The organism is Thermodesulfovibrionales bacterium (genome assembly GCA_035686305.1).
In the GTDB taxonomy this organism is placed as follows: domain Bacteria; phylum Nitrospirota; class Thermodesulfovibrionia; order Thermodesulfovibrionales; family UBA9159; genus DASRZP01.
On record DASRZP010000103.1, the window covers coordinates 17,901 to 40,558 of the forward strand.

Here is a 22,658-nt window from a genome sequence, read left to right on the forward strand (position 1 = left end):
AAATCTTACCTACAAGGAGATGTCATAAGAGATAAGTCCTTCAGTGAAGACGTTCTTCCGCGTTCTGGCTTCGTCTCCGTGGGCTTCAATTCACTATTGCCATCAGGTGAATCCTTTCTCTTCTTTCCCCTTGCCATACGCCTCCAGCATGATGGATTCTATCGCGGGACGTTAGTCCTATTTTTCTTTAAATATTAGTATGTTTTAAGATTAATTTCAAGTAACTTATGAATGTTAAGTACCCCTGAAAAATGTCTCCCCTCAGGCCACTCTCTTGACGAAGATCTCTTTGGCGATATCGGGGTCTAGGGCGACGGTGGTCTCATCAACCTGGATAACGTAGGAGGGGGTCTTCTGGATCAGTTTCAATATGCTCCCGGCAGCTATGCCTATGGAACCCAGTCTGTTGAGCCTTGCTGCCTCAGAGGGGACGATGAATACGATCCTGCCTCTTGCACCGACCTCAAAGGTCGAGAGCCTCATGACGACCGGTGTCACCTCAACCTTATACTTCTTGCAGCATTCGCCCTTCGGAATAGGCTTTCCATGGGGACATGACGGTGGATGACCGAGGAACGTACAGACGCTGTCCGTCAATTCTTCGCTCAAAATATGCTCCATTTTGCAGGCGTCAGACTCTACCTGGTCGCTCTTGAGATCAAAGACATCTGTGAAGAGCCTTTCAGCCAGCCGGTGTCTCCTCGTCAAACCCCGGGCCAAGGTACGGCCTCTCTCAGAGAGCGAGACGTTAGCACCCTCCAGACTGATGAACCCTTCACGCTTCAATGCCTCCTGAAGCTCCTCGAAATCCGGGTCATCCGAACTCAGCCTGAAGCGCTCTAACTCAGGCCGGCCTTCCTCGTCAAGGAGCCAGAGGAGTTCAAGGGCCTCGTCGATCCGCTCTCTGTCCACCTACCCTCCTCCGCATGCAAAGGGAAGACTGAGGGACATGACGTGCTCAAAGCTCTTCCTGTGGATGGGACAGGGTCCTCTATTCACAATCCTCTTTCTATGGTCCTTTGTTGGGTAGCCCTTGTGCCGTGAAAAACCATACTCAGGATAGAGAACGTCGTAGTGTTCCATGATCCTGTCCCGCACGACCTTGGCGATGATAGATGCTGCGGCGATAGAAGCACTCCGTGATTCCCCTTTTATGAGCGACATCTGCCGTATATCCAACGTCTTCAACTGAACAGCGTCGATGAGGAGAAGATCGGGTTCTACAGAAAGGTCTTTTACGGCCTGCTTCATGGCAAGCTGCGTTGCCTTCAAAATGTTCATCCTGTCTATGACGTCGGCCTCCACAACTCCGACCCCTATGTCAAGGCAGCTGCAGAAGACTTCCCAGAAAAGGGACTCTCGCTCCCTTTCCGGGACCTTCTTTGAGTCCCTGAGACCGTCGATCCTCTCCGAAGGATCGATCACAACAGCAGCAGCGACGACCGGCCCGGCAAGGGGACCTCTCCCCGCTTCATCGATACCGGCGATCCTCTGAAATCCTCCGTCCCTGAGGGTTTCATCATACCGGTATAAATCCATCTAGGCCTCTTTGGGAACGGCGATTCTCTCTCTTTCCTTCTCTTTTATCTTGGCTGCCTTACCCTTCTTTGTTCTGATATAGTAAAGCTTTGCCCTCCTGACGGAGCCCTTCCGTATCACGTCAATCCGCTCCAGTGACGGCGAATGGAGAGGGAATATCCTTTCCACGCCGATCCCGAAGGAGACCTTTCTGACCATGAACGTACCCCTGACGCCTGTTCCCCGTCTCGCGATAACAACGCCCTCAAAGGGCTGGATCCTTTCCTTGTCTCCCTCAACAACCTTGACGAAAACCTTCACCGTATCGCCAACCCGAAAAGCAGGAACGTCCTTCCTGTATCCTTCTTCAACGGCACTCACGAGATTCATCTTCTTCCTCCTTAATCTCTGAAAGTAATGTATGGTCTTCCCGCGTAAGCGAGGCCTTTTGGAGAAGATCGGGCCTCATCCTCAATGTGCCCTTCAACGCCTCCTTCCTTCTCCACCTCGCAATGTCCTTATGATTACCCGACAGGAGCACATCAGGGACCTTCATCCCCCGGTACTCCGGCGGCCTGGTGTAATGGGGGTAATCGAGGATACCCCACGAGAAGGACTCCTCCACGACGGAACGTTCATCACCTAATGCTCCCGGCAGCAGCCTGACGAGAGCATCTATTATAACCAAAGCCGGCAGTTCCCCGCCAGTCAAAATATAATCTCCTATCGACAGCTCAAGGTCAACGAGTCTCTCTCTTACCCGTTCATCGATTGCCTCATACCTTCCGCATAAAAAAAGGAGTCTCCTCCTCTCCTGTGACAGGGCAAGAGCCGCCTCCTGATGGAAGGGTCTTCCCTTGGGCGTCAGCATGATCGTGCAGGTCTCGACTCCGTCTGCCTTTACGGACTCCACAGCGTCAAAAAAGGGTCCTGGCTTCATGACCATCCCCGATCCTCCTCCGTAAGGATGATCATCGACGGTCCTGTGCTTGTCAGTCGTAAAATCCCTGAGGTTGTGCACCTTCAGATCGATGATTCCTTTCTGGATCGCCCTCTTCAGAATGCTCTCGGAGAAGTAGGCATGGAAGATGCCGGGGAATATGGTGATGATCTCGCATCTCATGACGCACCGTGTATACTTTTTTGAGGCTTTCAAAAAGCTTAATAGAATCGCTCTCTTTTGTCAACGCACCGTCGCTTCCCTGTTCCATGGGAGGAGTGAGTCGGCAGGGATTGGAGAGTTTTTCGCCCTCAGACGTATCAACGGGGACAATGGACAAGGAAGGGAATGTTTTGTATGATTACAATAGGATGGCACAGCAGGATACTATTGAAGTTCTTATGAGAGAGGAGAGGAGGTTCCCTCCGTCTCCGGAATTTCAGTCAGCGGCCCACATCAAGAGCATCGGCGACTATGAGGGGCTCTACCGGCGGTCAATAACAGACCCCGACGGGTTCTGGGCCGAGATTGCCGATGAACATATATCATGGCAGAGGAGATGGGACAGGGTTCTGGAATACGATTTTTCGGTCCCCTCTGTGAGATGGTTTATCGGTGGAAAGTTGAACGCCTCTTTCAACTGCCTCGACAGATTTCTGCCGACCTCTGTAAAAAATAAGGCTGCAATCATATGGGAATCTGATGACGGGCGCTACAGGACCTTCACTTACCAACAACTCTCCTATGAAGTGAACCGCTTTGCGAATGTCCTGAAGAAGAAAGGCGTCGGAAAAGGCGACAGGGTCGCGATCTACCTGCCGATGATCCCGGAGCTCCCCATCGCGATGCTCGCGTGCGCAAGGATCGGGGCGATCCATACTGTTGTGTTCGGCGGTTTCAGTGCCAGGGCCCTGAGGGACAGGATCAAGGACTCCCAGGCAAAGCTTCTCGTCACTGCCGACGAAGGTTTAAGGGGAGGGAAGACGGTCGGACTCAAGAGCAATGCCGATGAGGCAGTATCAGAATGTCCCTCCATTGAAAAGGTGATCGTTGTAAAGAGAACAGGCTCGCCCGTTGCCATGGACGAAAGGCGTGATTCAATATGGGAAGACGAGGTGACGGCCCCTGATATCAAGAATTACTGCGAACCAGAAATAATGGATTCCGAGGACCCCCTCTTCATCCTCTATACATCGGGGTCTACAGGAAAACCGAAGGGCATAATCCATGCGACAGGCGGCTACATGGTCTTTACAAATATAACCTTCAAGTGGATATTCGACCATCATGACACAGATATCTTCTTCTGCACAGCCGACATCGGGTGGGTTACGGGCCACAGCTATATCGTCTATGGGCCTCTCTCCAACGGAGCCACCTGTCTCATGTTCGAAGGCATACCGACATATCCCGGACCGGACAGATTCTGGGAGATCGTAGAAAAACACAGGGTGACGGTATTCTATACCGCTCCCACCGCCATACGGGCGTTGATGAGAGAAGGTGAGGAGTGGGCAAAAAATCATGACCTCTCATCCCTCAGACTCCTCGGGACCGTTGGCGAACCGATCAACCCCGAGGCCTGGATGTGGTACCACACCAACATCGGAAAAGGGAAAACGCCTATTGTCGACACATGGTGGCAGACAGAGACGGGAGGCATCCTGATAACGCCCCTTCCGGGCGCCTTTACCCTGAAACCCGGCTCTGCGAACAGACCCTTCTTCGGGATCGTCCCAAGGGTATTGAGGGAGAACGGAGAGGAGGCGTCCGCGAATGAGGGAGGATATCTCGTGATAGAGAGACCCTGGCCCGGGATGCTTGTCGGGATGTACAATGACGAGAAGCGGATGCGCTTCAGAGAGGTCTATTTCAGCCGCTTCAAAGGGAAGTACCTGACAGGCGACGGCGCCAGCGTCGACAGAGAGGGCGACTTCTGGATCATGGGAAGGATTGATGATGTCCTCAATGTGAGCGGCCACAGACTTGGAACATCAGAGATTGAATCGGCTCTCGTGAGCCACGAAGCCGTTGCAGAGGCAGCCGTCGTTGGCTTCCCCCATGAGATCAAGGGCGACGGGATCTACGCTTATGTGGTCTTGAAAGAGGGTTTTGATCCCTCGGACAGGCTCAGAAAGGACCTTACTATTCAGGTGAGGACGGTCATCGGGCCTATCGCAACGCCGGACAAGATACAGTTTACCGCAGGACTGCCAAAGACAAGGAGCGGAAAGATTATGAGGAGAATCCTTCGTAAGATCTCGAGGGGCGATATTGACGACCTCGGTGATATCTCAACACTGGCAGACAGCTCGATCGTCGAAAGCCTTGTAAGGGAAAAGGTCTGATTGAGATAAATGGGATTTCTGTTTATAATCTACGATCACGCTGCGAGGAGAGGCATATGGTAGTGGGAAGACCCTTTTTGACTGCCGAACAGATTCAGCAGAAGGTTAAAGAACTGGCAGAAAGAATCTCTCATGATTACAAAGGAAAGGACATCCTGGCCGTCGGGATATTGAGAGGGGCTTTTATGTTCTATTCCGATCTTGTCAGGTTGATTCAGGTCCCTTTGACCGTTGACTTTATTGTCGCCGCAAGCTATGAGAAGACCGAGACTACCGGCGATGTGAAGGTATTCTATGACATACGAGAGGACGTTACTGACAAGGACGTTCTTCTTATAGAGGACATCGTCGATTCAGGATATACCCTGAACTATATTCGTGAGCGAATACTCTCGAGGCGTCCGAGGAGCCTGAAGATTTGCGTGTTCCTTGACAAGAAAGAGCGGAGAGAAGTTGACGTCTACCTCGACTACGTTGGCTTCGAAATACCGAATGAATTTGTTGTCGGCTATGGTCTGGACTATGACAACAGGTTCAGGAACCTCCCGTATATCGCCATATTCAGAAAGTCCGTTTGAAGATCGGAACGCTGAAATAATCTGAGGAGACTGAAAGGAGAGCTATGTTTGAACTCATGGTGGAGACTACGTTCTCTGCTGCCCATCAACTTCGGGGATACAAGGGCAAATGCGAAAACTTCCACGGCCATAACTGGAAGGTCCAGGTCCATGTTGCCGCAGAAAAACTGAACGAAATCGACATCGGCATCGATTTCCACGATCTGAAACGCTTCACCCGGGAAGTCGTCGGATCCCTTGACCACACCTTTCTCAACGAGATATTTCCCTTCACCGAGAGGAATCCATCCTCAGAAAATATCGCAAAATGGATACACGACACCCTCAAGAAGAAGGTGAACAGCGAGTACATCCATCTCACGGCAGTCACGGTATGGGAATCGGACGCTGCCTCCGCCACTTATTATGAGGATTGACAGGGAATTTGCCTCTCATCTTCTTGAGAGGGCTTTGAGCAGAGGCGCAGACCTTGCGGAAGTTTATCTCACGTCGGCAAAGAACCTCCTTGTGGAGGCAAAGGGTCAATCAGTCGAGGCTGTTGAGTCATCCATCTCCTTCGGATATTCCCTCCGCGTTATTACCGATAAGAGACTCGGTTTCTCCTTCTCTACAGACCCCCGGGACGCTGAGAAGGTTGTCGAGAAAGCGACCGAGACTGCGAGATGGACCGAGCAGGATGAATACCTCGATCTCCCCGGAGCGTCACCGGCGACGTCGGGAGGGATCTTCGATGAAGCAGTCGCCGCAGTGACCGAAGAAGATGCAGTCGCAAAGGCCCTTGCCCTGGAAAAGGCTGCCCTCGACTCCGACAGAAGAATTACGAAGGTGAGAAAGGCTTCTGCCTCCTTTTCATCGAGGGATCTGATGATCGTGAATTCAAAGGGCCTCCATGCGGCTTATCCAGCAACAGCCGCAACGGCCCAGATCACGGTCGCGGCCGAAGGTGAGGGCGACAGCCAGATGGGATGGGATTTTGACGGCAGCAGGTTTCTTACGAACCTATCCTTTGAGGCGGTGGGCAGGACGGCCGCTGAACGGGCGCTCCGCATGCTCGGAGCCAGGAATATGAACTCACTCAAGGCACCGGTGGTGCTTGATAACTCCGTTGCTGTAGACTTCCTCGGAATCTTTTCTTCGCTCCTCTCGGCAGAGTCTGTTCAGAAGGGCAGATCGCTCCTTGCCCATCGGCTGAACGAGGAGGTCATGAGCCCCATGATAACGCTTGTTGACGACGGAACGATGAACCACAAACTCGGCAGCAGGCCCTGCGATGACGAAGGCACGGCAACTTCGAGAAAGAATCTCATAGAGGATGGCGTTCTTGTTGCTTATATGTACAATACTCGTACCGCCAGGAAAGACGGTGTGAAATCCACCGGGAATGCCGTTCGGGGAGGTTTTTCATCGCTGCCTGCGGTGGGCCCTTCGAACCTCTTGCTGGCTGTCTCGGGGGAACATGTATATTCCGGAAATCTCTTTGACCTGCCGGAAAAATGCCTTTATGTCACCGAAGCCATGGGAATCCATACGGCAAATCCTGTGTCAGGGGAATTCTCTATCGGTGTTTCAGGCCTCTGGATTAAGAATGGAATTATCCAGCATCCCGTAAAGGAAGCCGTCCTTTCAGGGAACATTCTTGAGTTTTTCAGGAAGGTCGAGGCCGCAGGTGATGACCTGAGGTTCTATGGCAATATGGCCTCACCCGGTCTCCTCTTCGGCCCGACCGACATAAGCGCTTGATCAAGCTTCCAAAACTTCATGCTCTTCTGGTAGAATATGAAGTCCTATTATTCAGGAATGGTGAGTAGTCTGCGGTTAAGAGCAGACGTTGCCCTATCTTCTGCTGCTGTCGACGAGCTGCTGATGAGGTAAAGGGAGGATCGATGATGGACTATTTTTTGACGGAAGAGCAGATAATGATACGAGACCTCGCGCGTCAAATCGCCGAAGAGAAGGTCGTGCCCGTGAGGGAAGAACTGGATGAGAAGGAAGCGTTCCCCTGGGAAATCGTGAAGGTCCTCGCCCAGTCTGACCTCTTCGGTCTCTTTATTCCCGAGGAGTACGGAGGACTTGGCAAAGGGTGTCTCGAACTCTGTCTCGCTGTCGAAGAGCTCTCACGGGCCTGTGTCGGCGTCTCAACTTCCTATGCGGCAAATGCCCTGGGCACCTATCCCATCCTCCTTTTCGGGTCCGATGAACAGAAGAGACGATACCTCCCCGATATCTCAGCAGGTAAGCGCCTTGTCGCCTTCGGTCTTACTGAGGCAAACGCCGGCAGCGACGCAGCCGGGATCCAGACGACTGCAAAGCTGCAAGGCGATACGTATAATCTTAATGGCACGAAACAGTGGATCACGAATGGAGGCGAGGCTGAGATTTATACCGTCATCGCAATGACCGACAGGTCAAAGGGTCCAAGGGGTGCTTCGGCCTTCATCGTTGAAAAGGGGACCCCCGGATTCACCTTTGGGAAAAAGGAGCGGAAGATGGGCATAAGGGCATCCGTCACCCGCGAGCTCATATTCGATAATTGCAGAATACCGAAAGAGAACCTTATCGGCAAGGAGGGGATGGGGTTCATCGTGGCTATGAAGACCCTCGACAGCTCAAGGACCGGCGTAGGAGCCCAGGGCCTCGGAGTGGCGCAGGGAGCATTCGATGAGGCCGTCAAGTTTGCACGGCAGCGTGTCCAGTTCGGCCATCCCATCATCAGCTTCCAGGCGATCCAGCATATGCTTGCCGATATGGCAACGGAGATCGAAGCGGCCAGGGCCCTCATCTATTCCGTTGCACGCTATATCGACAGCGGTGCAAAGGACGTTTCAAAGGAGTCTGCCATGGCAAAGGTCTTTGCGACGGACATCGGGATGCGTGTCACAACAGATGCGGTCCAGATTATGGGGGGTTCAGGTTATATGAGGGAATACCCTGTTGAGAAGATGATGCGTGACGCAAAGATCCTCCAGATCTATGAGGGGACGAACCAGATCCAGAGAAATGTTATCGGCCAGGAGTTGATCAAAGAGGCTGCGAAGAATAGAAAATAGCATTTTTCAATTCCTGCGTTCTGAGGGCCCTGAAATGTTCAGGGCTTTATTGTTGATGCGAAAGACCGTATTGAGTATCGGATGATCAGCTACAGGCTCGGACATTTCCTCGACAGACCTCTTGGACCCATAGCAAAGAGGATCGCCATTGATCCCAACATCCTCACAATCTCAGGATTCCTCCTGACGACAACAGCCGCTCTTGTGATCCCCTTGAACCTCAGACTCGGCGGCCTTCTCATTTTCGCGGGGGGCATCTGTGATATGCTCGATGGAGTCCTCGCCAGGGTGAACGGCAGGGCAACGAGTTTTGGCGCCTTCCTTGACTCTCTCCTCGACAGGTATTCCGATGCCTTCATCTTTCTCTCCCTCGCCTGGTACCTCGGGGGACGGGGAGACCAAGCAGGCGCATTGCTGAGCATCGGGACCATGCTTGGAGCGCTCCTCGTCAGTTATGCACGTGCGAGAGGAGAGGGGCTCGGGATCGATAACCATGACGGGATCATGGAAAGACCGGAAAGGATCATCCTCCTTATTGTCGCAGCACTAACCGGCTGGGTCGTGCCGATCCTCTGGGTCATGTTCGTTCTGACCCATGTCACGGTCGTGCAGCGATCATACGCCGTCTGGAAAAGAGGAAAGTAACATCACTCTGATTTTTCTGAAGCCTTCTCGATAAAGAAATGCATGAGAAACTCCTCGTCCTTAGGGGACAGGTTAAACTTGAACGAGCCTTCTTCGATCAACTTGAAGAGGGGGATCCCAGGATCTTCGAGATGAGCATCCGATATCCATTTGATCGCTTTTCTCAGTTGTTCGGCTTCGGGCAGTATGGTCATCGTGCTTATCCCACGAGTTTCTTCTTGAGGATATCATTTACGATCTGGGGATTTGCCTTTCCCTTTGTCGCTTTCATCACCTGACCAACGAAGAACCCCATAAGCTTTTCGTCGCCCCCCCTGAAGCGTTCAACCTCCTTAGGACTCTTTGCAATGATGTCGTCAATAGCCGTCTCAAGAGCGCCGGTATCGGAGATCTGGATGAGTCCCTTTTCCTCTACGATCATGGGAGCATCCTTTCCGCTTCTGTACATCTCCTCAAAGACGGTCTTGGCAATCTTTCCACTGATCGTCCCGTTCTCGATCAGCCTGATCATCTCAGCAAGCTGACGGGGTTTCAGCGCGCACTCTTCGATTGATCTGTTCTCGTCGTTGAGGATCCGCATCAGTTCTCCCATCATCCAGTTCGAGACTGCCTTGGGATTTGCTCCGGCACGAACAGCGTCCTCGCACCAGTCAGCCGTCGACTTCTCCGATGTCAGGAGGTCTGCGTCGTATTCGGGCAACCTGTATTCTGATCGAAAGCGTTCCCTCTTCTCATCGGGAAGCTCCGGCAGCGATCTCCTGATCTCGTCGATCCATTTCTGGTCCGCCGTGATCGGCACAAGATCGGGCTCAGGGAAATAGCGATAATCATGGGCCTCTTCCTTCGATCTCATGGACTGCGTTGTCCCTGTCGAAGGATCCCACAGCCTCGTCTCCTGCACGATCTTTCCGCCCTCTTCAAGGGTCGCGATCTGGCGCCTGATCTCGTACTCCAGGGCCTTCTCGACAAACCTGAAGGAGTTGATGTTCTTCATCTCCACCTTTACGCCGAGTCCGGCGCTGCCGACAGGCCGTATCGAAACGTTCGCATCGCAACGCAACGAACCCTGTTCCATATTCCCGTCGCAGACGCCCAAATACCGTACGATGGTCCTGAGCTTCTTCATGTATTCCGCTGCCTCTCGGGGAGACCTGATATCAGGCTCTGATACGATCTCCATTAGCGGGACCCCTGCCCTGTTCAGGTCCACAAAGCTGTAATTGCCGTTGCCCTCGTGGATATTCTTTCCCGCGTCCTCTTCCAGATGTATGCGGGTCAGTCCGATCCGCCTCTTCTCCCCGTCAACAATGATATCGACATGACCGTGTTCGCAGAGAGGGAGTTCATACTGGCTGACCTGGTATCCCTTCGGCAGGTCAGGATAGAAGTAGTTTTTCCTCGCAAACCTGCTGAACGATGAAATCCTGCAGTTCATGGCAAGCCCCGTCTTGATTGTAAATTCGACGGCCTTTCTGTTCGCGACAGGAAGGACACCCGGCATACCGATACAGATCTGGCACGTCTGGGTGTTCGGCCCGGAACCGAACCTCGTGGGGCACCCGCAGAACATCTTCGAATCCGTGAGCATCTGCGCATGCACTTCAAGGCCGATTACCGCTTCATATTTCATCTTTCCACCGCAGACACTGCCACAGAGGCACTGAGATAAAGGGCTGGCGAAGAGTTCATGGACATCTCTCCATTCTTCTCCGTGTCGTTCTTCACCTTCCCATAGTATAATCCTATCATGTTCGGGAAGGCAGGCTTGGTGTGAAGCCCTGTATCGCGATTCCTTTCATTGTTGACGACTGCCGTTGTGTCCTCAATATGGGGAATCACCTTCCGTGAAGTCATCGAAGTACCCCGCTGGCGGAATCCCATCGCATCTGCAGGGCTTCGATCCATGCCCGCCTGACGATTCTTTGCAACGCTAAGGTTCATCCTTGTCGCTCCTTTATAACTTCGGCCTCCTCTTGTGCCATTCCGTCGACCGTTCATAGGCATAGGCAGCCCTCAGTATCGTCTTCTCATCAAAATGCCTCCCGATCAGCTGCAGCCCGACGGGAAGATATTCGGAGGTGAAGCCGCAGGGGAGAGAGATCGCAGGCACCCCAGCCAGGTTGACGGATATGGTGAAGATATCTGAGAGATACATCTGCAAAGGGTCTTCCGTCTTTTCACCGAGTCTGAAGGCGGCTGTCGGAGAAGTGGGCGTCACTATGATGTCGACGTCCCTGAAGGCAGCATCGAAGTCCCTCTTGATCAATGTCCGCACCTGCTGTGCCTTCTTATAATAGGCCTCGTAATAGCCCGATGAGAGTGCATAGGTACCAAGCATGATCCTCCGCTTCACCTCATCACCGAAACCCTTAGCCCGCGTGGCCATATACATTTCGAGCAGGTCCCTGCCCTGCTCCCTGAGACCGTACTTAACACCGTCATAGCGTGCGAGGTTCGATGAAGCCTCTGACGTTGCGAGGAGATAATACGTAGCAATCGCGTAATCGGTGTGGGGTAATGAAACCTCCAACGGTATGGCGCCGAGGGATTCGAGCTGCTTTATTGCTCCCTTCACCGAGCTGTCCACATCGCCGTCCATTCCGGAGATAAAGTATTCCTTTGGGATCCCGATCCGTAAGCCCTCGATATCCTGCCCGATGGCGACTGTGAAATCAGGGACCTCAATCGAGGCTGAGGTGGCATCATAGGGATCATGTCCTGAAATGACATTCATCACGATTGCAGAATCCCTCACATCCTTTGTTATCGGTCCAATCTGGTCAAGGGACGACGCAAAGGCAACGAGCCCATAGCGAGAGACGCGGCCATAGGTGGGCTTCAGACCGACAACACCGCAGTGTGAAGCCGGCTGTCTGATGGAACCGCCGGTATCAGACCCCAAGGCGGCGATACATTCGCCGGCAGCAACTGCAGCCGCCGAGCCTCCGCTGCTTCCGCCGGGGATCCTCTCCGGGTCCCAGGGGTTCCTTGTGACAAGGAATCCCGAGTTCTCCGTTGACGAGCCCATGGCAAATTCATCGAGGTTCGTCTTACCCACAAGTACGTAACCCTGTTCCTTCAGCCGAGACGTGACCGTACTTTCGTACGGCGGTATAAAATGTGAAAGAATCTTTGATGCACAGGTTGTCCTGATATTCATCGTGCACATGTTGTCCTTGATCGCCATGGGAATACCGAGGAGCGGCATGGAACAGCCCCTGTCCATCGTCTCCTGGGATTGAGCGGCCATGGTCAGGGCCTCGTCCTTTGTTATGGTGACAAAGGACCTGACGCGGTCCTCCACGGCCTCAAGCCGTTTGAAGACAGAGGACGTTACCTCTCCGGCCGTCACCTCTTTTTTGTCGAGGAGGGCCCTCAGTTCTGATATAACGAGTTCATGGAGTTCCATCTCAAGATCCTTTCAGGGAGCAGCAAAGTGCTCTAGAGTTTAGCACTCTCACCGGGAAAATTGCAAAAAACTTCTACCACCCCTTCCGATGATGGAGGAGCATGTCTTTAGCCCCTTCTCCTGCCCAGCCCCCCACTTGCTGACTAAGGTGTGAAGTTGTTCCTTGAATGCCTGTAGATCCGCTATTGACACCAGTATAGAAGGAAGGCTCTGTCTCAATGGAGTGATTTGCAATTTCCCTTCCTATCCCGCATTATTAAGTCATGGAAATTGTCCGTCTTCACCGCACGTCAAGAATACTCGCGGGCCATCTCTGGGTCTTCTCGAACGAACTTGCCGAGAGTCCGAAGAATCATGAACCTGGGTCTCTCGTGGAACTGCTCGACAGAAAGGATGCCTTTCTCGGGATCGGGTATATCAACCCCCATTCCCTTATTGCCGTGAGGATTCTTACCCGCCAAAGGGAAGAGATCACCCACGATTTTTTCAAGCAGCGGATTCAGCATGCCCTTGATTACAGAAAACAGCTCGTGAAAGAGACGAACTCCTTCAGGGTGATCTTCAGCGAGGGAGATTTTCTTCCCGGTCTCATCGTCGACAAGTATGATGACTGCATCTCTCTCCAGATCCTCACAGCCGGCATGGAGAGATGGACCGATACTATCGTTGAGATCCTTGACCGTATCTTTGCTCCCTCAGGTATCGTCCTGCGTAACGATAGCTCAGCCCGTCTGCTTGAAGGGCTGCGACGGGAGAAGAAGATGATCAAGGGTTCTTTGGATAGACATCCCGTAATCAGGGAAGGCCCCCTGCTCTTTGAAATAGACCCTATGGCAGGACAGAAGACGGGCTTTTTCCTTGATCAGAGGGAGAACAGGATGACCTTCAGCGACCTCGTTGGAGCGGGAGAGGGTCTCGACCTCTTCTGCTACGCCGGCGCCTGGGGCCTTCATCTTGCGAGCAGAGGAGCTGAAGTGACGGGCGTCGACGAGTCTGAAGGCGCGATTTCCCAGGCACAGAAGAACGCGGCCATGAACAATCTTTCGGAAAGATGCAGGGTCCGAAGAGGCGATGTCTTTCATTTCCTGAAAGAGGAAGTGCCGGCTGGGGCCCGTTATGACTTTATCGTCCTCGATCCGCCCGCCTTTGTCAAGGCCAGAACAAAGGTGAAAGAGGCCCTGAAGGGTTACCGGCAGATCAATGGGAATGCGATGAAGATACTGAAAAAGGGAGGCCTCCTTGCAACGTCTTCCTGTTCCTACCACATCGATAAAGAATCATTCCTTGCGATGCTGAGGGCGGCGGCTCGGGATGCAGGCAGGGAGGTGAGACTCATCGAGATGCGCTCCCAGGCAAAGGATCATCCCATACTCCTTTCGATGCCGGAAACAGAGTATCTGAAATGTGCGTTCTTAGAAGTGAGTTAGCAACCTGCGTAAGTTCGACGCCTCTATTTCTCTCGGCTGAAAGAACCACTTCTCAAATTATGAAGCGTGCGTTATAATAGCCGGGGCTGGGCGGTCTCTCGCTCTTGAGGGAAAGGATATTCCGATGACGAAACAAGATATAAGTGAGAAAGCCAGGGCATGGTGGCTTCTCTTTGTTCTGAGCGGCTTGAGCTATGCCATCACCTTTTTTAGTGTTCAGTACACGGGGGAAGAGGCGATTTACACGGTCATGTCCTATGAGATGCGGTATCACGGCTATATCCTTACTCCCATCATGTATGGCGAGAGCTACAACCGCCCTCCCCTTGTCAACCTTCTTATCATAGCAGTCTCTGAGTTGGTCGGCTGGTCACATATGATTGTCGCAGAGCGTCTTGTCGCCGCGCTGGCCACTGTCAGCTCAGGCCTTCTCCTCGCATGGTTTTCACGCAGGCTCTGGGGGGATAGGGATTTCTCCGTCTTCGTGGCTCTCATCTACCTGACGATCGGTGATGTGCTTTTTTATAACGGCTGGCTCGCCTACAGCGATCCTCTCTTTGCTTTTTTTGTGCTGGCCGCAATGCTCATGGGCTGGCTCGCCGTGGAACAGCGGCGCAACACCTATCTGGCTATCTCGCTGCTTGCTCTGTCCTGCGCATTTCTTACCAAAGTGGCGACTGCCTACGTCTTCTATGCCGTGGCGGTGATGATCGTGGCCCACCGAACACGGGCATGGCGGTTTTTGTTCTCACGGCCGTCGATTGCGATGCACCTCCTGGCAATCGCTGTGCCGGTAATATGGTACACGACAGCGCCTGAAGGGGGCAGGATGGCCCACGCGATGCTCGCCAAGGTCTTGCAGAAGATGCAAACCAACGGCATTTTAGCTTACCTTGCCAAGCTCATCTATTTCCCCATTCGGACATCCCTGCAATTCCTGCCCGTTGCAGGGGTCCTTCTTTACACCCGGCTGAGGCGTTATCCGTTATCATCAATGGTTTATGACCCTCGCGTTTCGACGGCTCTTTGGATCGGGATCGTGGGCTATATCCCTCATTGGCTTTCCCCCCACTGCGCAATGCGTTATCTCATGCCTCTCTATGGGATAGCCGCACTCGTCCTTGCGGCTCACGCCTATGGGAATGGGAAAACACGCCGTCTGGTCCTCTCCTGGATAGTAATCGCCATCTTTCTGAAGTACGTCTTCGCCCTATGGGCTTTCCCCTATTACACGAAGCGCTTTCGGCCCGATTTCGATGCGATCGCGAAGGATATCCTTTCAGTGACTCACGGCGAGTCCCTCTATGTGACTGCGGCGGGATGGGAAGGCATCGCAGTGACCGCGCAGATCGACCTCGCGATAGCTCCGAGGCCGCCGCTGGTGCTGCCGCCGCAGGGCTTGGCGCATGGATTTATAATCGCCGAGAAACCGGATCCGGCGATGGGGGAAGTATACCGTTCCTATCACAAGCTCTATTTGCTCTGTAGAGGCGACGCCTGTGCCGGACCAGCCGGCACTCAATAACGATCAGCTGATGCGGAATTCTGGGGACACCATACCCAATTCTGTTCACCCCTTTTCTTCCTCCCCGGTTTTTGTTCAGACAGAACCCGACTTATTTCTTGAGGAACATGCACATACGAAGCTGCCCAGTATGCCGAGAATTCCAAAAGTCATAGCTCCAGACGTAGGTAGCCTTCAGATCAACAAGGGAGCCATTGCTTACAACCTCAGAAAAAAACCCATGTGCGCCTTCAAACGTTGTTATGTCAGTGAAGACCGAGGTACCATGTACGACTAAAGATCCATCGGCTGAGAGGATGGTATCGCGTGTAATTGCAACACCCGGATAATTATCTTCGCGTTGATATAAGTTGCCCCATGTGCTCTCGTGGAATGACAGTGTCCATGAATCTAGAAAAACACTGGCCTTGGAATCGCCACCCGCGCTTGAAGTCACCCGGCTCGAGGCATAATAAACAACGTCTGCCCCAATACATGGGTCTGTCTGGACCGGCGGCTTCACGGAGCCTATGGGTCCGATGCCACCTGCAGCGGATGCATCGGTCGCAACGATGATGGAGACGAGAACCGCAGATAAAGTCGAAAGCCTTTTGAATCTCATGACATCCTCCCAGTGTAAAACTGTACTAAGTTCAGAATTCTGCTCTTTCCCTGAGCGACCTCTGTCAATACTCAGAAGAGAAATCTCCCGACGAGTGGTCCGGAAGGCACCCAGGGTTCATTGTAGTTCCAATCTTTCGAAGAGCTCCGTTATCACCGTATTCGAAAGCACGATGCCCCTCCTCGTAAGCCTGACATGGCTTCCGTCTGACAACAACAGACCGTCCCTCACCAAAGGCTCTGACGCTGTCACGATGTCGATTCCAAGGTTCTCCCCGAATTCCCTGATATTGAGCCCCTCCGTCTTCCGCAGGCCGAGGAATATATACTCCTTTATCGCCTCCTCACAGGAGATCTCGACATCCTCTTCGATAGCAAGATCATCCCGAGCCAAAGTCTCAAGATACTTCCCGATGTCCGCGGTGTTTCTCGTCCTCCTCCCCCCGATGAAACTGTGAGCCCCTGGTCCGACACCCAAATAGTGCCCCCTGTCCCAGTAATTCAGATTATGTCTGCATTCAAAGCCGGGCCTTGCAAAATTTGAGATCTCATAATGGCCAAATCCGGCATTGCAAAAAGCATCTATTGCAAGGCAATACATGTCGATAATCGTCTCTTCGTCAGGTTTCTTAAGCCTCCCCTGTTCGATCAAGCCGTGAAGAGGAGTCCCCTTCTCGGGCGTCAGTTCATAGGCCGAAATGTGCTCAGGAGATAATTCGACTGCCGTTGCAATCGCATGCGACCAGCCCTCCATAGTCTGCCCGGGAATCCCATAGATGAGATCGATCGAAATGTTACCGACCTTCGAATATCGCGCCGCTCCTAGTGCGTTGATCACGTCTTCCCCGCTATGTATTCTGCCGAGCAGTCTCAAGTCCCTGTCATTGAATGCCTGTGCGCCGACGCTCAACCTGTTTATCCCTGCGTCACAGAGCGCACCGATCTTCTCCTCATCAATCGTCCCGGGATTCGCCTCAATCGTCACCTCAGCATGAGGCGCTATCCTGAAGGACTCTTGAATCTTTCTGAGCAGTCGCGCGAGCGCCGGGGCAGGAAGGGTCGTCGGAGTGCCGCCCCCGATATAGATTGTCCGCAATTCTCCAACCCGCTCCTTTCTGAGGTCAAGTTCTCTTGAGACCGCAGCTATATATTCGAGGGCGAGGTCCTCATCATAGGGCACTGAGAGAAAATCACAGTAGATACATTTCTTTACACAGAAGGGGACGTGGATGTAAAGAGCATTCGTCATGGTGCTTTATCAAACACAGGTCGCGGGCTTCTGAATTGCCGTTATGCCTTCGCCGCCGCCTCCCGCCTAAGAGGGCTCCTAGAAAAGATTCCTACTGGGAGACTTCATCGAGTGCCCTGAGAATGGCCGCCTCGCTAATATCCTTTGTGCCGACGAGGCGCACCGCCTTTTTTGTTTTCTCGTTGTTGACGACGACTGTGGGGGTGGCAGTGACCTTATAGGTCCTGGCAATTTCATCATAGAATTTTATTCCCCTGTTGGCGAGCATAAAACTCAGGGGTCTATAGGTGACGTGCAATGGAGTTATCGCCTTCTGAACATCTTCCGTTGACGGCTCCTTGGTCTTCTCTGTCAGGCCCATGAGCGCCCTCCTCAGTTCGAGGTACTTCTCTTTTTCATGGACAAGAAAGGAAAGGTTATAGGGAGTATAATTCAGCGATTCTCCATGGATCGGGACATCGACAAAGACGACCTTGGCCCTTTTCCCGATGGCCGGGACCGTCCTCTCTATCTCCTGCTCAGCCTTGCGGCATGCCGGACAGAACCAGTCCGTCAAAATGAAGACCTCAAGGGAGCTGCTCTTATTCCCCATAATGATGTCAGGGATGTTCTCCTCAGCTTCACTCTTCTGAGCGCCTCTGTAAGCTACATAGAACCCGACGGTAAAGACGATAACGATAACTGATAGCTTTCTTAATACCGGCATAACGGACATTCTCCTCTCTCTCATGGGATTCAGCGTAAAGCCTTTTATCTTTTCGAAAGAAACTATTGCGGCAGTGAAATACACTGTGGCAGCTACCCCGACACACAGCTTGCACCATTGCTGGATCTCATACTTCTGAATGAGAATAAAGGCAAGTTCGGCCCCGCACGCCCCGAAGATCATGAGCAAGAAAAGCTGGGAGAAGATCCTCGATGAGATGCTGAGTTCATGGACAACCCCGGCTATGACAAAGAACGCAATCCCGACAATCGAAAAGGGGATTCCGAAGATGGCATACTTGTGCGCTTCAGCACAGGCAAATGTTCCGCAGAGATCGAGGACCGATGCCACAGAGAGCGCGAGTCCGACAAGAAGAGAAGCCCGTGCGAGAAATCGCTTCGCCATCATTTGTGCCTCCCTGTTGCTTTCTCCTTCATCATTCTATAATATCATATCCCATTGGCTGCCTCCTTATCTTCCCTTTGCATAAAACGATCTTGTACCTGAAGGCAAGATCGTGAGAAGCCGTGTGTCGCGATACCTTCGTTGGTTGCCGCGTGCTCACGTATACTCAATGCGGGCAGCCACCTTCGTCGAAGTCCTCGAAGTACCTCATTGCCGGACTCTCATAGCATGATACAGGGCTCCGATCGATGCCTGCCTGATAGGTTGCAACGGGAAGGTTTACCTTTCGCCGATCTCTGTTATATACTTCGATCATGTCAAAGGATGCATTCCAAAGACTGATCGACATCATGGCTGCCCTTCGCGGCGAGAACGGCTGTCCATGGGACAGGGAGCAGACCAGAGAGTCTCTGAAGCCCTTCCTCGTTGAAGAGACCTACGAGGTTCTTGAGGCGATCGATGAGGGCAAACCTGAAATGATAAAAGAGGAACTTGGGGACCTCCTCTTCCAGATCATCTTCCATTGCCGCATCGCTGATGAGCGCAAGGAGTTTACCATGACTGACGTAGCCGATGCGATTGCTGAGAAGATGATCGGAAGGCATCCCCATGTCTTTGGAGATGCCCGGTTCGAGACCTCCGAGGAAGTCCTCAGGCAATGGGAGGACCGGAAAAAGGAGGAGGGGAAGAACAGGGAATCGATTCTTGAGGGGATCCCGAAGAGCCTCCCTTCCCTTCTCAAGGCGCACAGGATACAGGCGAGGGCGTCACGTGTCGGCTTTGACTGGAGACAGGTGGATGACGTTCTCGAAAAGCTCGAAGAAGAATTGCGGGAATTCAGGACGGCCCTCGAAAAAAAGGACCAGAAAGAGATCGAAGACGAGCTTGGAGACATCTTCTTTGTCCTGGTGAATATTTCACGGTTCGTGGGCGTCAATCCCGAGGATGCCCTGCGGAAGACGATCAGCAAGTTCATCTCGCGCTTTCGCCATATCGAGATGGCGGCCAGCGAATCGGGCAGGAAGTTGTCAGAGATGACCCTCGAAGAAATGGATGCCCTTTGGGACGAGGCGAAGAAGAGAAGAAAAGGCTGAGAGAAGGTTTAGCCTTCTTCGCCTGCCCTCATGCCGACGGTACGAGCACTTTGCCCGTAAGCTCGTCCATAAGGGCCTTGACAGGGACGATCTTGTCAACGCGGCTGGCATTTGTGCCGACGGTGTAGAGAGGTTCTTCCCTGTCGGGATTATAACCCGCAGAACTGAGAAGTCCATTGCAGATACAGAAATGGTGTTCGTTGCTCTCCTTGGCTGGACAGATGCTGAATTTGCCGTCCCTATCTTTGAGAAGCACATATCCCTTGTCGCACTTCGGCTTTCTCAGCCTCTTGAGCGCGGAGACATACATAGGAGACTGTTTTATCACCCTGAAAGGCAGGCCACAGGGTGAACCAGGATCATGAGCAACGATGATGTCCTCCTCCCTGGCGCCGACCACGGCCCGTTTATAGTCATCCGTCGCGCTGCTCTCTTCCGTCGCGAGGAATCGCGTCCCCATCTGAACACCGTCTGCACCCATCTTGAAAAATTTGAGGATATCCTCATGAGTATAGATACCCCCGGCGACGATAACGGGGAAGTCTCCGTATTTCCTCGCCATCTCCTTAACAGGCGCGAAGAGGTTTTCGAGCCTGTTGCAGTCAAGGTCTATCTGGTCGATCTTAAAGCCAAGGTGACCGCCGGCAAGGGGACCTTCGAGAACCACGGCATCAGGTCTGGAGCCGATCTTCTCCCATTTCTTGCAGATGATATCGAGGGCCCGCGAAGATGAAACGATAGGGATCAGGGCCGTATCCTTCTGGGGCTGAATAGCAGGAAGAGTCAGGGGGAGCCCTGCCCCTGCAATGATCGCATCGGCCCCGGCGTCAAGAGCACCTCTCACAGAGTCGTTGAAGTCCCTGACCAGGGCGTTCATGATGTTGATGCCGACAAAACCCCCGGCAGCCTTCGAGCGCGAGACTTCTTCGTAGGAGGCCTCGTAAGTGCTGTATTTCTTGCCGGTCCTCTTCGTCAGGAGCCTGTCGAGGCAGGCACTTGATATTATGCCGAGTCCTCCCTCCCTTGCAACGGCGGATGCAAGAGGATAGAGGGATACGCCTACACCCATCCCCCCTTGTATGATGGGTACCCGTATCTTTTTTCCTCTTATGACGAGCGCAGGCAGCGCCTGTTCCTGATCAAACATGAAAAAACCTCGCAGACTGCGGAAAGAGTTTCCTAGGCGGGATGCCAGCCACGAGAAATTCCTTCCTTTGGTCCTGAAACAATGCCGCTGTCATTAATTGTTATTATAACAATATTTTACCAAGAAAATCTTCCGGAAATATTTCCTTCTCACCCCCCCGGCCGGCAGAAAGGATCCGTTCCTCCCCTCCGGCTGTACAAGGGCCTCGGAAGGAAGCATTGACATTTCGTCCCGGGACCCTCCATAATGTAAGTAAGCACTAACAATCATGAAGACCGCGGTCACGAGAGAAAAGATCATCGATGCAGGGCTCAAGACGTTTTCGAGGAGGGGTTATCTCGGCTCGACAACGAAAGAGATCGCCGGCAAAGCCGGGATCGCCGAGGTGACGCTCTTCAGGCATTTCCCTTCAAAGGAGGAGCTCTTCGAAGAGGTGATAAGCACCCATTCCTTCCTGCCGACGCTGAAGGGACTCCTCCCTGAGGTCTCGACGATGGCCTTTGAAGATGCCCTCACCCTCATCGCACGGAGGTTTCTCGATACCCTCAACCTGAGAAAGGATATGATTAAGATCATGCATTCGGAGATGCATCGCTACCCGGAGAAGATCCAGAAGATATACCACGCCTTCGTCGACGAGATCAGGAAGACCCTCGCTTCCTATTTTGTTGAAATGCAGAAAAAGGGGGTCCTCAGGGAGTTTGACGCGGCCCTCGGAGCGAGGGCATTTTTCGGGATGTTTTTGTCCTATTTCAACGCCGAGGAATTTCTCACGTCCAAGAGGCACCGGACGGTTGATCCTGAAAAGACGATCAGGGAGTTCGTTGAGATCTTCATACAGGGAACGGTGAAATAACAAGGATGATGAAAAAACTCCTGTTCGGCTTTCTCATTATGACGGTCCTCGGCATTGCAGCCCTCCTCTCCTTCAGAAATAAGGAGACCCTGCCAAAGTACCGGACGGAAAAGGTCACCAGGGGAGAGATTGTGATGAAGGTAACAGCCACAGGAACGGTGAACGCCGTCACAACCGTCCTCGTTGGGACCCAGGTCTCGGGTACGATAAAGGAGATCTTTGTCGATTTCAATTCGCTTGTGAAAAAGGGCCAACTCATTGCCCGGATCGACCCGGCCCTCTTCGAGGAGCAGGTAGCCCAGGCAAAGGCAAATTTTCTCTCTGCAAAGGCCACACTCGAAAAATCGAATACGGCCCTTGTTGACGCCAAGAGGACCATGGACAGGAACAGGGAGCTCTTCTCAAAAAATCTCATCGCACGGAGTGACCTCGACACGGCCGAAACAAACTACGAGAGCGCCAGGGCTCAGGTCGGCGTCTCCAAGGCCCAGGTGGCGCAGGCGGAGGCTGCCCTGAAAAATGCAGAGACAAACCTCGGCTATACGCGGATCGTCTCACCCGTTAACGGGACCGTCGTCTCGAGGAATGTTGACGTGGGACAGACGGTCGCAGCGAGTTTCCAGACGCCCACGCTCTTCACGATTGCTCAGGACCTGACGAAGATGCAGATCGATACGAATGTTGACGAAGCGGACATCGGCAAGGTGAAGATCGGGCAGGACGTCGAATTCACCGTGGACGCTTACCGTGACGTCACCTTCAAGGGGAAGGTCGGCCAGGTGCGGATCGCGCCGATCACCGTCCAGAATGTTGTCACGTACGACGTCGTCATTACCGTGAATAATCCTGATTTTAAACTGAACCCCGGCATGACTGCAAACGTTTCGATCATTGTGGCCCAGAAGCAGGACGTGCTGAAAATACCGAATGCCGCCCTCAGATTCAAGCCTGCAGACAAGACAAAGGCGAAACAGCCGCAGAAAGGATCGGGTATCTGGATTCTCGAAAACGAAAAGCCGAAGCGCCTCCCCGTCAGCATCGGCGTGAGCGACGGGAACTTTACCGAGATCGTGACGGGAGACGTGAAAGAGGGTCAGGAAGTGATCATAGAGGCGTTGACAAGACCGAAGAGTCCTTCGACGTCTGGCCCGAGAATGTTCTGAT

At 52.9% G+C, this 22,658-nt stretch carries 23 protein-coding genes; 11 read left to right on the forward strand and 12 right to left on the reverse strand.

The window, feature by feature from the left end; translation table 11 throughout:
* Positions 1 to 261: 261 nt before the first annotated feature.
* The 4 genes from VFG09_11730 to trmD are packed head-to-tail and all read right to left on the reverse strand — an operon-like array spanning position 262 to position 2,641.
* The gene (locus tag VFG09_11730; GenBank protein HET6515822.1) at positions 262 to 912 is read right to left on the reverse strand and encodes a metal-dependent transcriptional regulator; all 651 of its coding nucleotides are present in this window, start codon (positions 910 to 912) and stop codon (positions 262 to 264) included.
* Positions 913 to 1,539: a ribonuclease HII gene (locus tag VFG09_11735; GenBank protein ID HET6515823.1), complete on the reverse strand. Its 627-nt coding sequence runs from the start codon at positions 1,537 to 1,539 to the stop codon at positions 913 to 915.
* Positions 1,540 to 1,908, reverse strand: a complete 369-nt coding sequence (rplS, locus tag VFG09_11740; protein ID HET6515824.1) for a 50S ribosomal protein L19 — start codon at positions 1,906 to 1,908, stop codon at positions 1,540 to 1,542.
* On the reverse strand, positions 1,886 to 2,641 hold the full coding sequence (trmD, locus tag VFG09_11745; protein ID HET6515825.1) for a tRNA (guanosine(37)-N1)-methyltransferase TrmD: 756 nt from the start codon (positions 2,639 to 2,641) through the stop codon (positions 1,886 to 1,888). Before trmD ends, rplS begins: the two co-directional genes overlap by 23 nt.
* 95 nt (positions 2,642 to 2,736) lie before the next feature.
* Here trmD and acs point away from each other — a divergent pair, with 95 nt between their 5' ends.
* From acs to VFG09_11775, 6 genes are all read left to right on the forward strand, one after another.
* A complete protein-coding gene (acs, locus tag VFG09_11750; GenBank protein HET6515826.1) occupies positions 2,737 to 4,806 on the forward strand; it encodes an acetate--CoA ligase in 2,070 nt (689 codons plus the stop codon).
* Positions 4,807 to 4,862: 56 nt separating this feature from the next.
* The gene (hpt, locus tag VFG09_11755; GenBank protein HET6515827.1) at positions 4,863 to 5,384 is read left to right on the forward strand and encodes a hypoxanthine phosphoribosyltransferase; all 522 of its coding nucleotides are present in this window, start codon (positions 4,863 to 4,865) and stop codon (positions 5,382 to 5,384) included.
* A 44-nt stretch (positions 5,385 to 5,428) separates the two neighbouring features.
* Positions 5,429 to 5,800 carry a 6-carboxytetrahydropterin synthase QueD gene (gene queD / locus VFG09_11760; GenBank protein HET6515828.1) on the forward strand — a complete coding sequence of 124 codons (372 nt, stop codon included), beginning with the start codon at positions 5,429 to 5,431 and terminating at the stop codon, positions 5,798 to 5,800.
* 34 nt (positions 5,801 to 5,834) lie between these two features.
* On the forward strand, positions 5,835 to 7,124 hold the full coding sequence (locus VFG09_11765) for a TldD/PmbA family protein (GenBank protein HET6515829.1): 1,290 nt from the start codon (positions 5,835 to 5,837) through the stop codon (positions 7,122 to 7,124).
* A gap of 143 nt (positions 7,125 to 7,267) precedes the next feature.
* Positions 7,268 to 8,431, forward strand: coding sequence for an acyl-CoA dehydrogenase family protein (locus tag VFG09_11770; GenBank protein HET6515830.1), 1,164 nt, complete (start codon positions 7,268 to 7,270; stop codon positions 8,429 to 8,431).
* 81 nt (positions 8,432 to 8,512) lie between these two features.
* Complete coding sequence (locus tag VFG09_11775) at positions 8,513 to 9,076, forward strand: CDP-alcohol phosphatidyltransferase family protein (GenBank protein ID HET6515831.1); 564 nt, start codon at positions 8,513 to 8,515, stop codon at positions 9,074 to 9,076.
* A 2-nt stretch (positions 9,077 to 9,078) separates the two neighbouring features.
* On the opposite strand, the gene VFG09_11780 is transcribed toward VFG09_11775, so the two are convergent.
* Genes VFG09_11780 through gatA form a run of 4 tightly spaced genes read right to left on the reverse strand, consistent with a single transcriptional unit; the run spans position 9,079 to position 12,485 of the window.
* On the reverse strand, positions 9,079 to 9,270 hold the full coding sequence (locus tag VFG09_11780; GenBank protein HET6515832.1) for a hypothetical protein: 192 nt from the start codon (positions 9,268 to 9,270) through the stop codon (positions 9,079 to 9,081).
* Positions 9,271 to 9,275: 5 nt separating this feature from the next.
* A complete protein-coding gene (gene gatB, locus VFG09_11785) occupies positions 9,276 to 10,706 on the reverse strand; it encodes an Asp-tRNA(Asn)/Glu-tRNA(Gln) amidotransferase subunit GatB (GenBank protein ID HET6515833.1) in 1,431 nt (476 codons plus the stop codon).
* On the reverse strand, positions 10,703 to 11,017 hold the full coding sequence (locus VFG09_11790) for a hypothetical protein (GenBank protein HET6515834.1): 315 nt from the start codon (positions 11,015 to 11,017) through the stop codon (positions 10,703 to 10,705). The genes gatB and VFG09_11790 overlap by 4 nt, the downstream gene beginning before the upstream one ends.
* A gap of 13 nt (positions 11,018 to 11,030) precedes the next feature.
* On the reverse strand, positions 11,031 to 12,485 hold the full coding sequence (gene gatA, locus VFG09_11795; protein ID HET6515835.1) for an Asp-tRNA(Asn)/Glu-tRNA(Gln) amidotransferase subunit GatA: 1,455 nt from the start codon (positions 12,483 to 12,485) through the stop codon (positions 11,031 to 11,033).
* 263 nt (positions 12,486 to 12,748) lie between these two features.
* On the opposite strand from gatA, the gene VFG09_11800 reads away from it, so the two are divergent.
* Both VFG09_11800 and VFG09_11805 read left to right on the forward strand, forming a co-directional pair.
* Positions 12,749 to 13,912, forward strand: a complete 1,164-nt coding sequence (locus VFG09_11800) for a class I SAM-dependent rRNA methyltransferase (GenBank protein ID HET6515836.1) — start codon at positions 12,749 to 12,751, stop codon at positions 13,910 to 13,912.
* 124 nt (positions 13,913 to 14,036) lie between these two features.
* Positions 14,037 to 15,437 carry a glycosyltransferase family 39 protein gene (locus VFG09_11805; protein HET6515837.1) on the forward strand — a complete coding sequence of 467 codons (1,401 nt, stop codon included), beginning with the start codon at positions 14,037 to 14,039 and terminating at the stop codon, positions 15,435 to 15,437.
* A 91-nt stretch (positions 15,438 to 15,528) separates the two neighbouring features.
* Here the strand turns inward: VFG09_11805 and VFG09_11810 are convergent, their stop codons facing one another.
* The 3 genes from VFG09_11810 to VFG09_11820 all read right to left on the reverse strand — a co-directional run bounded on the left by VFG09_11810 (position 15,529) and on the right by VFG09_11820 (position 18,400).
* Positions 15,529 to 16,038: a hypothetical protein gene (locus VFG09_11810; GenBank protein HET6515838.1), complete on the reverse strand. Its 510-nt coding sequence runs from the start codon at positions 16,036 to 16,038 to the stop codon at positions 15,529 to 15,531.
* A 117-nt stretch (positions 16,039 to 16,155) separates the two neighbouring features.
* Positions 16,156 to 17,286 carry a radical SAM family heme chaperone HemW gene (gene hemW / locus VFG09_11815; protein ID HET6515839.1) on the reverse strand — a complete coding sequence of 377 codons (1,131 nt, stop codon included), beginning with the start codon at positions 17,284 to 17,286 and terminating at the stop codon, positions 16,156 to 16,158.
* 91 nt (positions 17,287 to 17,377) lie between these two features.
* On the reverse strand, positions 17,378 to 18,400 hold the full coding sequence (locus VFG09_11820) for a thioredoxin domain-containing protein (GenBank protein ID HET6515840.1): 1,023 nt from the start codon (positions 18,398 to 18,400) through the stop codon (positions 17,378 to 17,380).
* A 311-nt stretch (positions 18,401 to 18,711) separates the two neighbouring features.
* Here VFG09_11820 and mazG point away from each other — a divergent pair, with 311 nt between their 5' ends.
* Positions 18,712 to 19,491, forward strand: a complete 780-nt coding sequence (gene mazG, locus VFG09_11825) for a nucleoside triphosphate pyrophosphohydrolase (GenBank protein ID HET6515841.1) — start codon at positions 18,712 to 18,714, stop codon at positions 19,489 to 19,491.
* 28 nt (positions 19,492 to 19,519) lie between these two features.
* Here mazG and VFG09_11830 read toward each other — a convergent pair whose 3' ends face one another.
* Positions 19,520 to 20,638: a nitronate monooxygenase family protein gene (locus tag VFG09_11830; GenBank protein ID HET6515842.1), complete on the reverse strand. Its 1,119-nt coding sequence runs from the start codon at positions 20,636 to 20,638 to the stop codon at positions 19,520 to 19,522.
* Positions 20,639 to 20,906: 268 nt separating this feature from the next.
* Here VFG09_11830 and VFG09_11835 point away from each other — a divergent pair, with 268 nt between their 5' ends.
* A complete protein-coding gene (locus VFG09_11835; GenBank protein ID HET6515843.1) occupies positions 20,907 to 21,494 on the forward strand; it encodes a TetR/AcrR family transcriptional regulator in 588 nt (195 codons plus the stop codon).
* Positions 21,495 to 21,499: 5 nt separating this feature from the next.
* Positions 21,500 to 22,657: an efflux RND transporter periplasmic adaptor subunit gene (locus tag VFG09_11840; protein HET6515844.1), complete on the forward strand. Its 1,158-nt coding sequence runs from the start codon at positions 21,500 to 21,502 to the stop codon at positions 22,655 to 22,657.
* Position 22,658 lies beyond the last annotated feature (1 nt).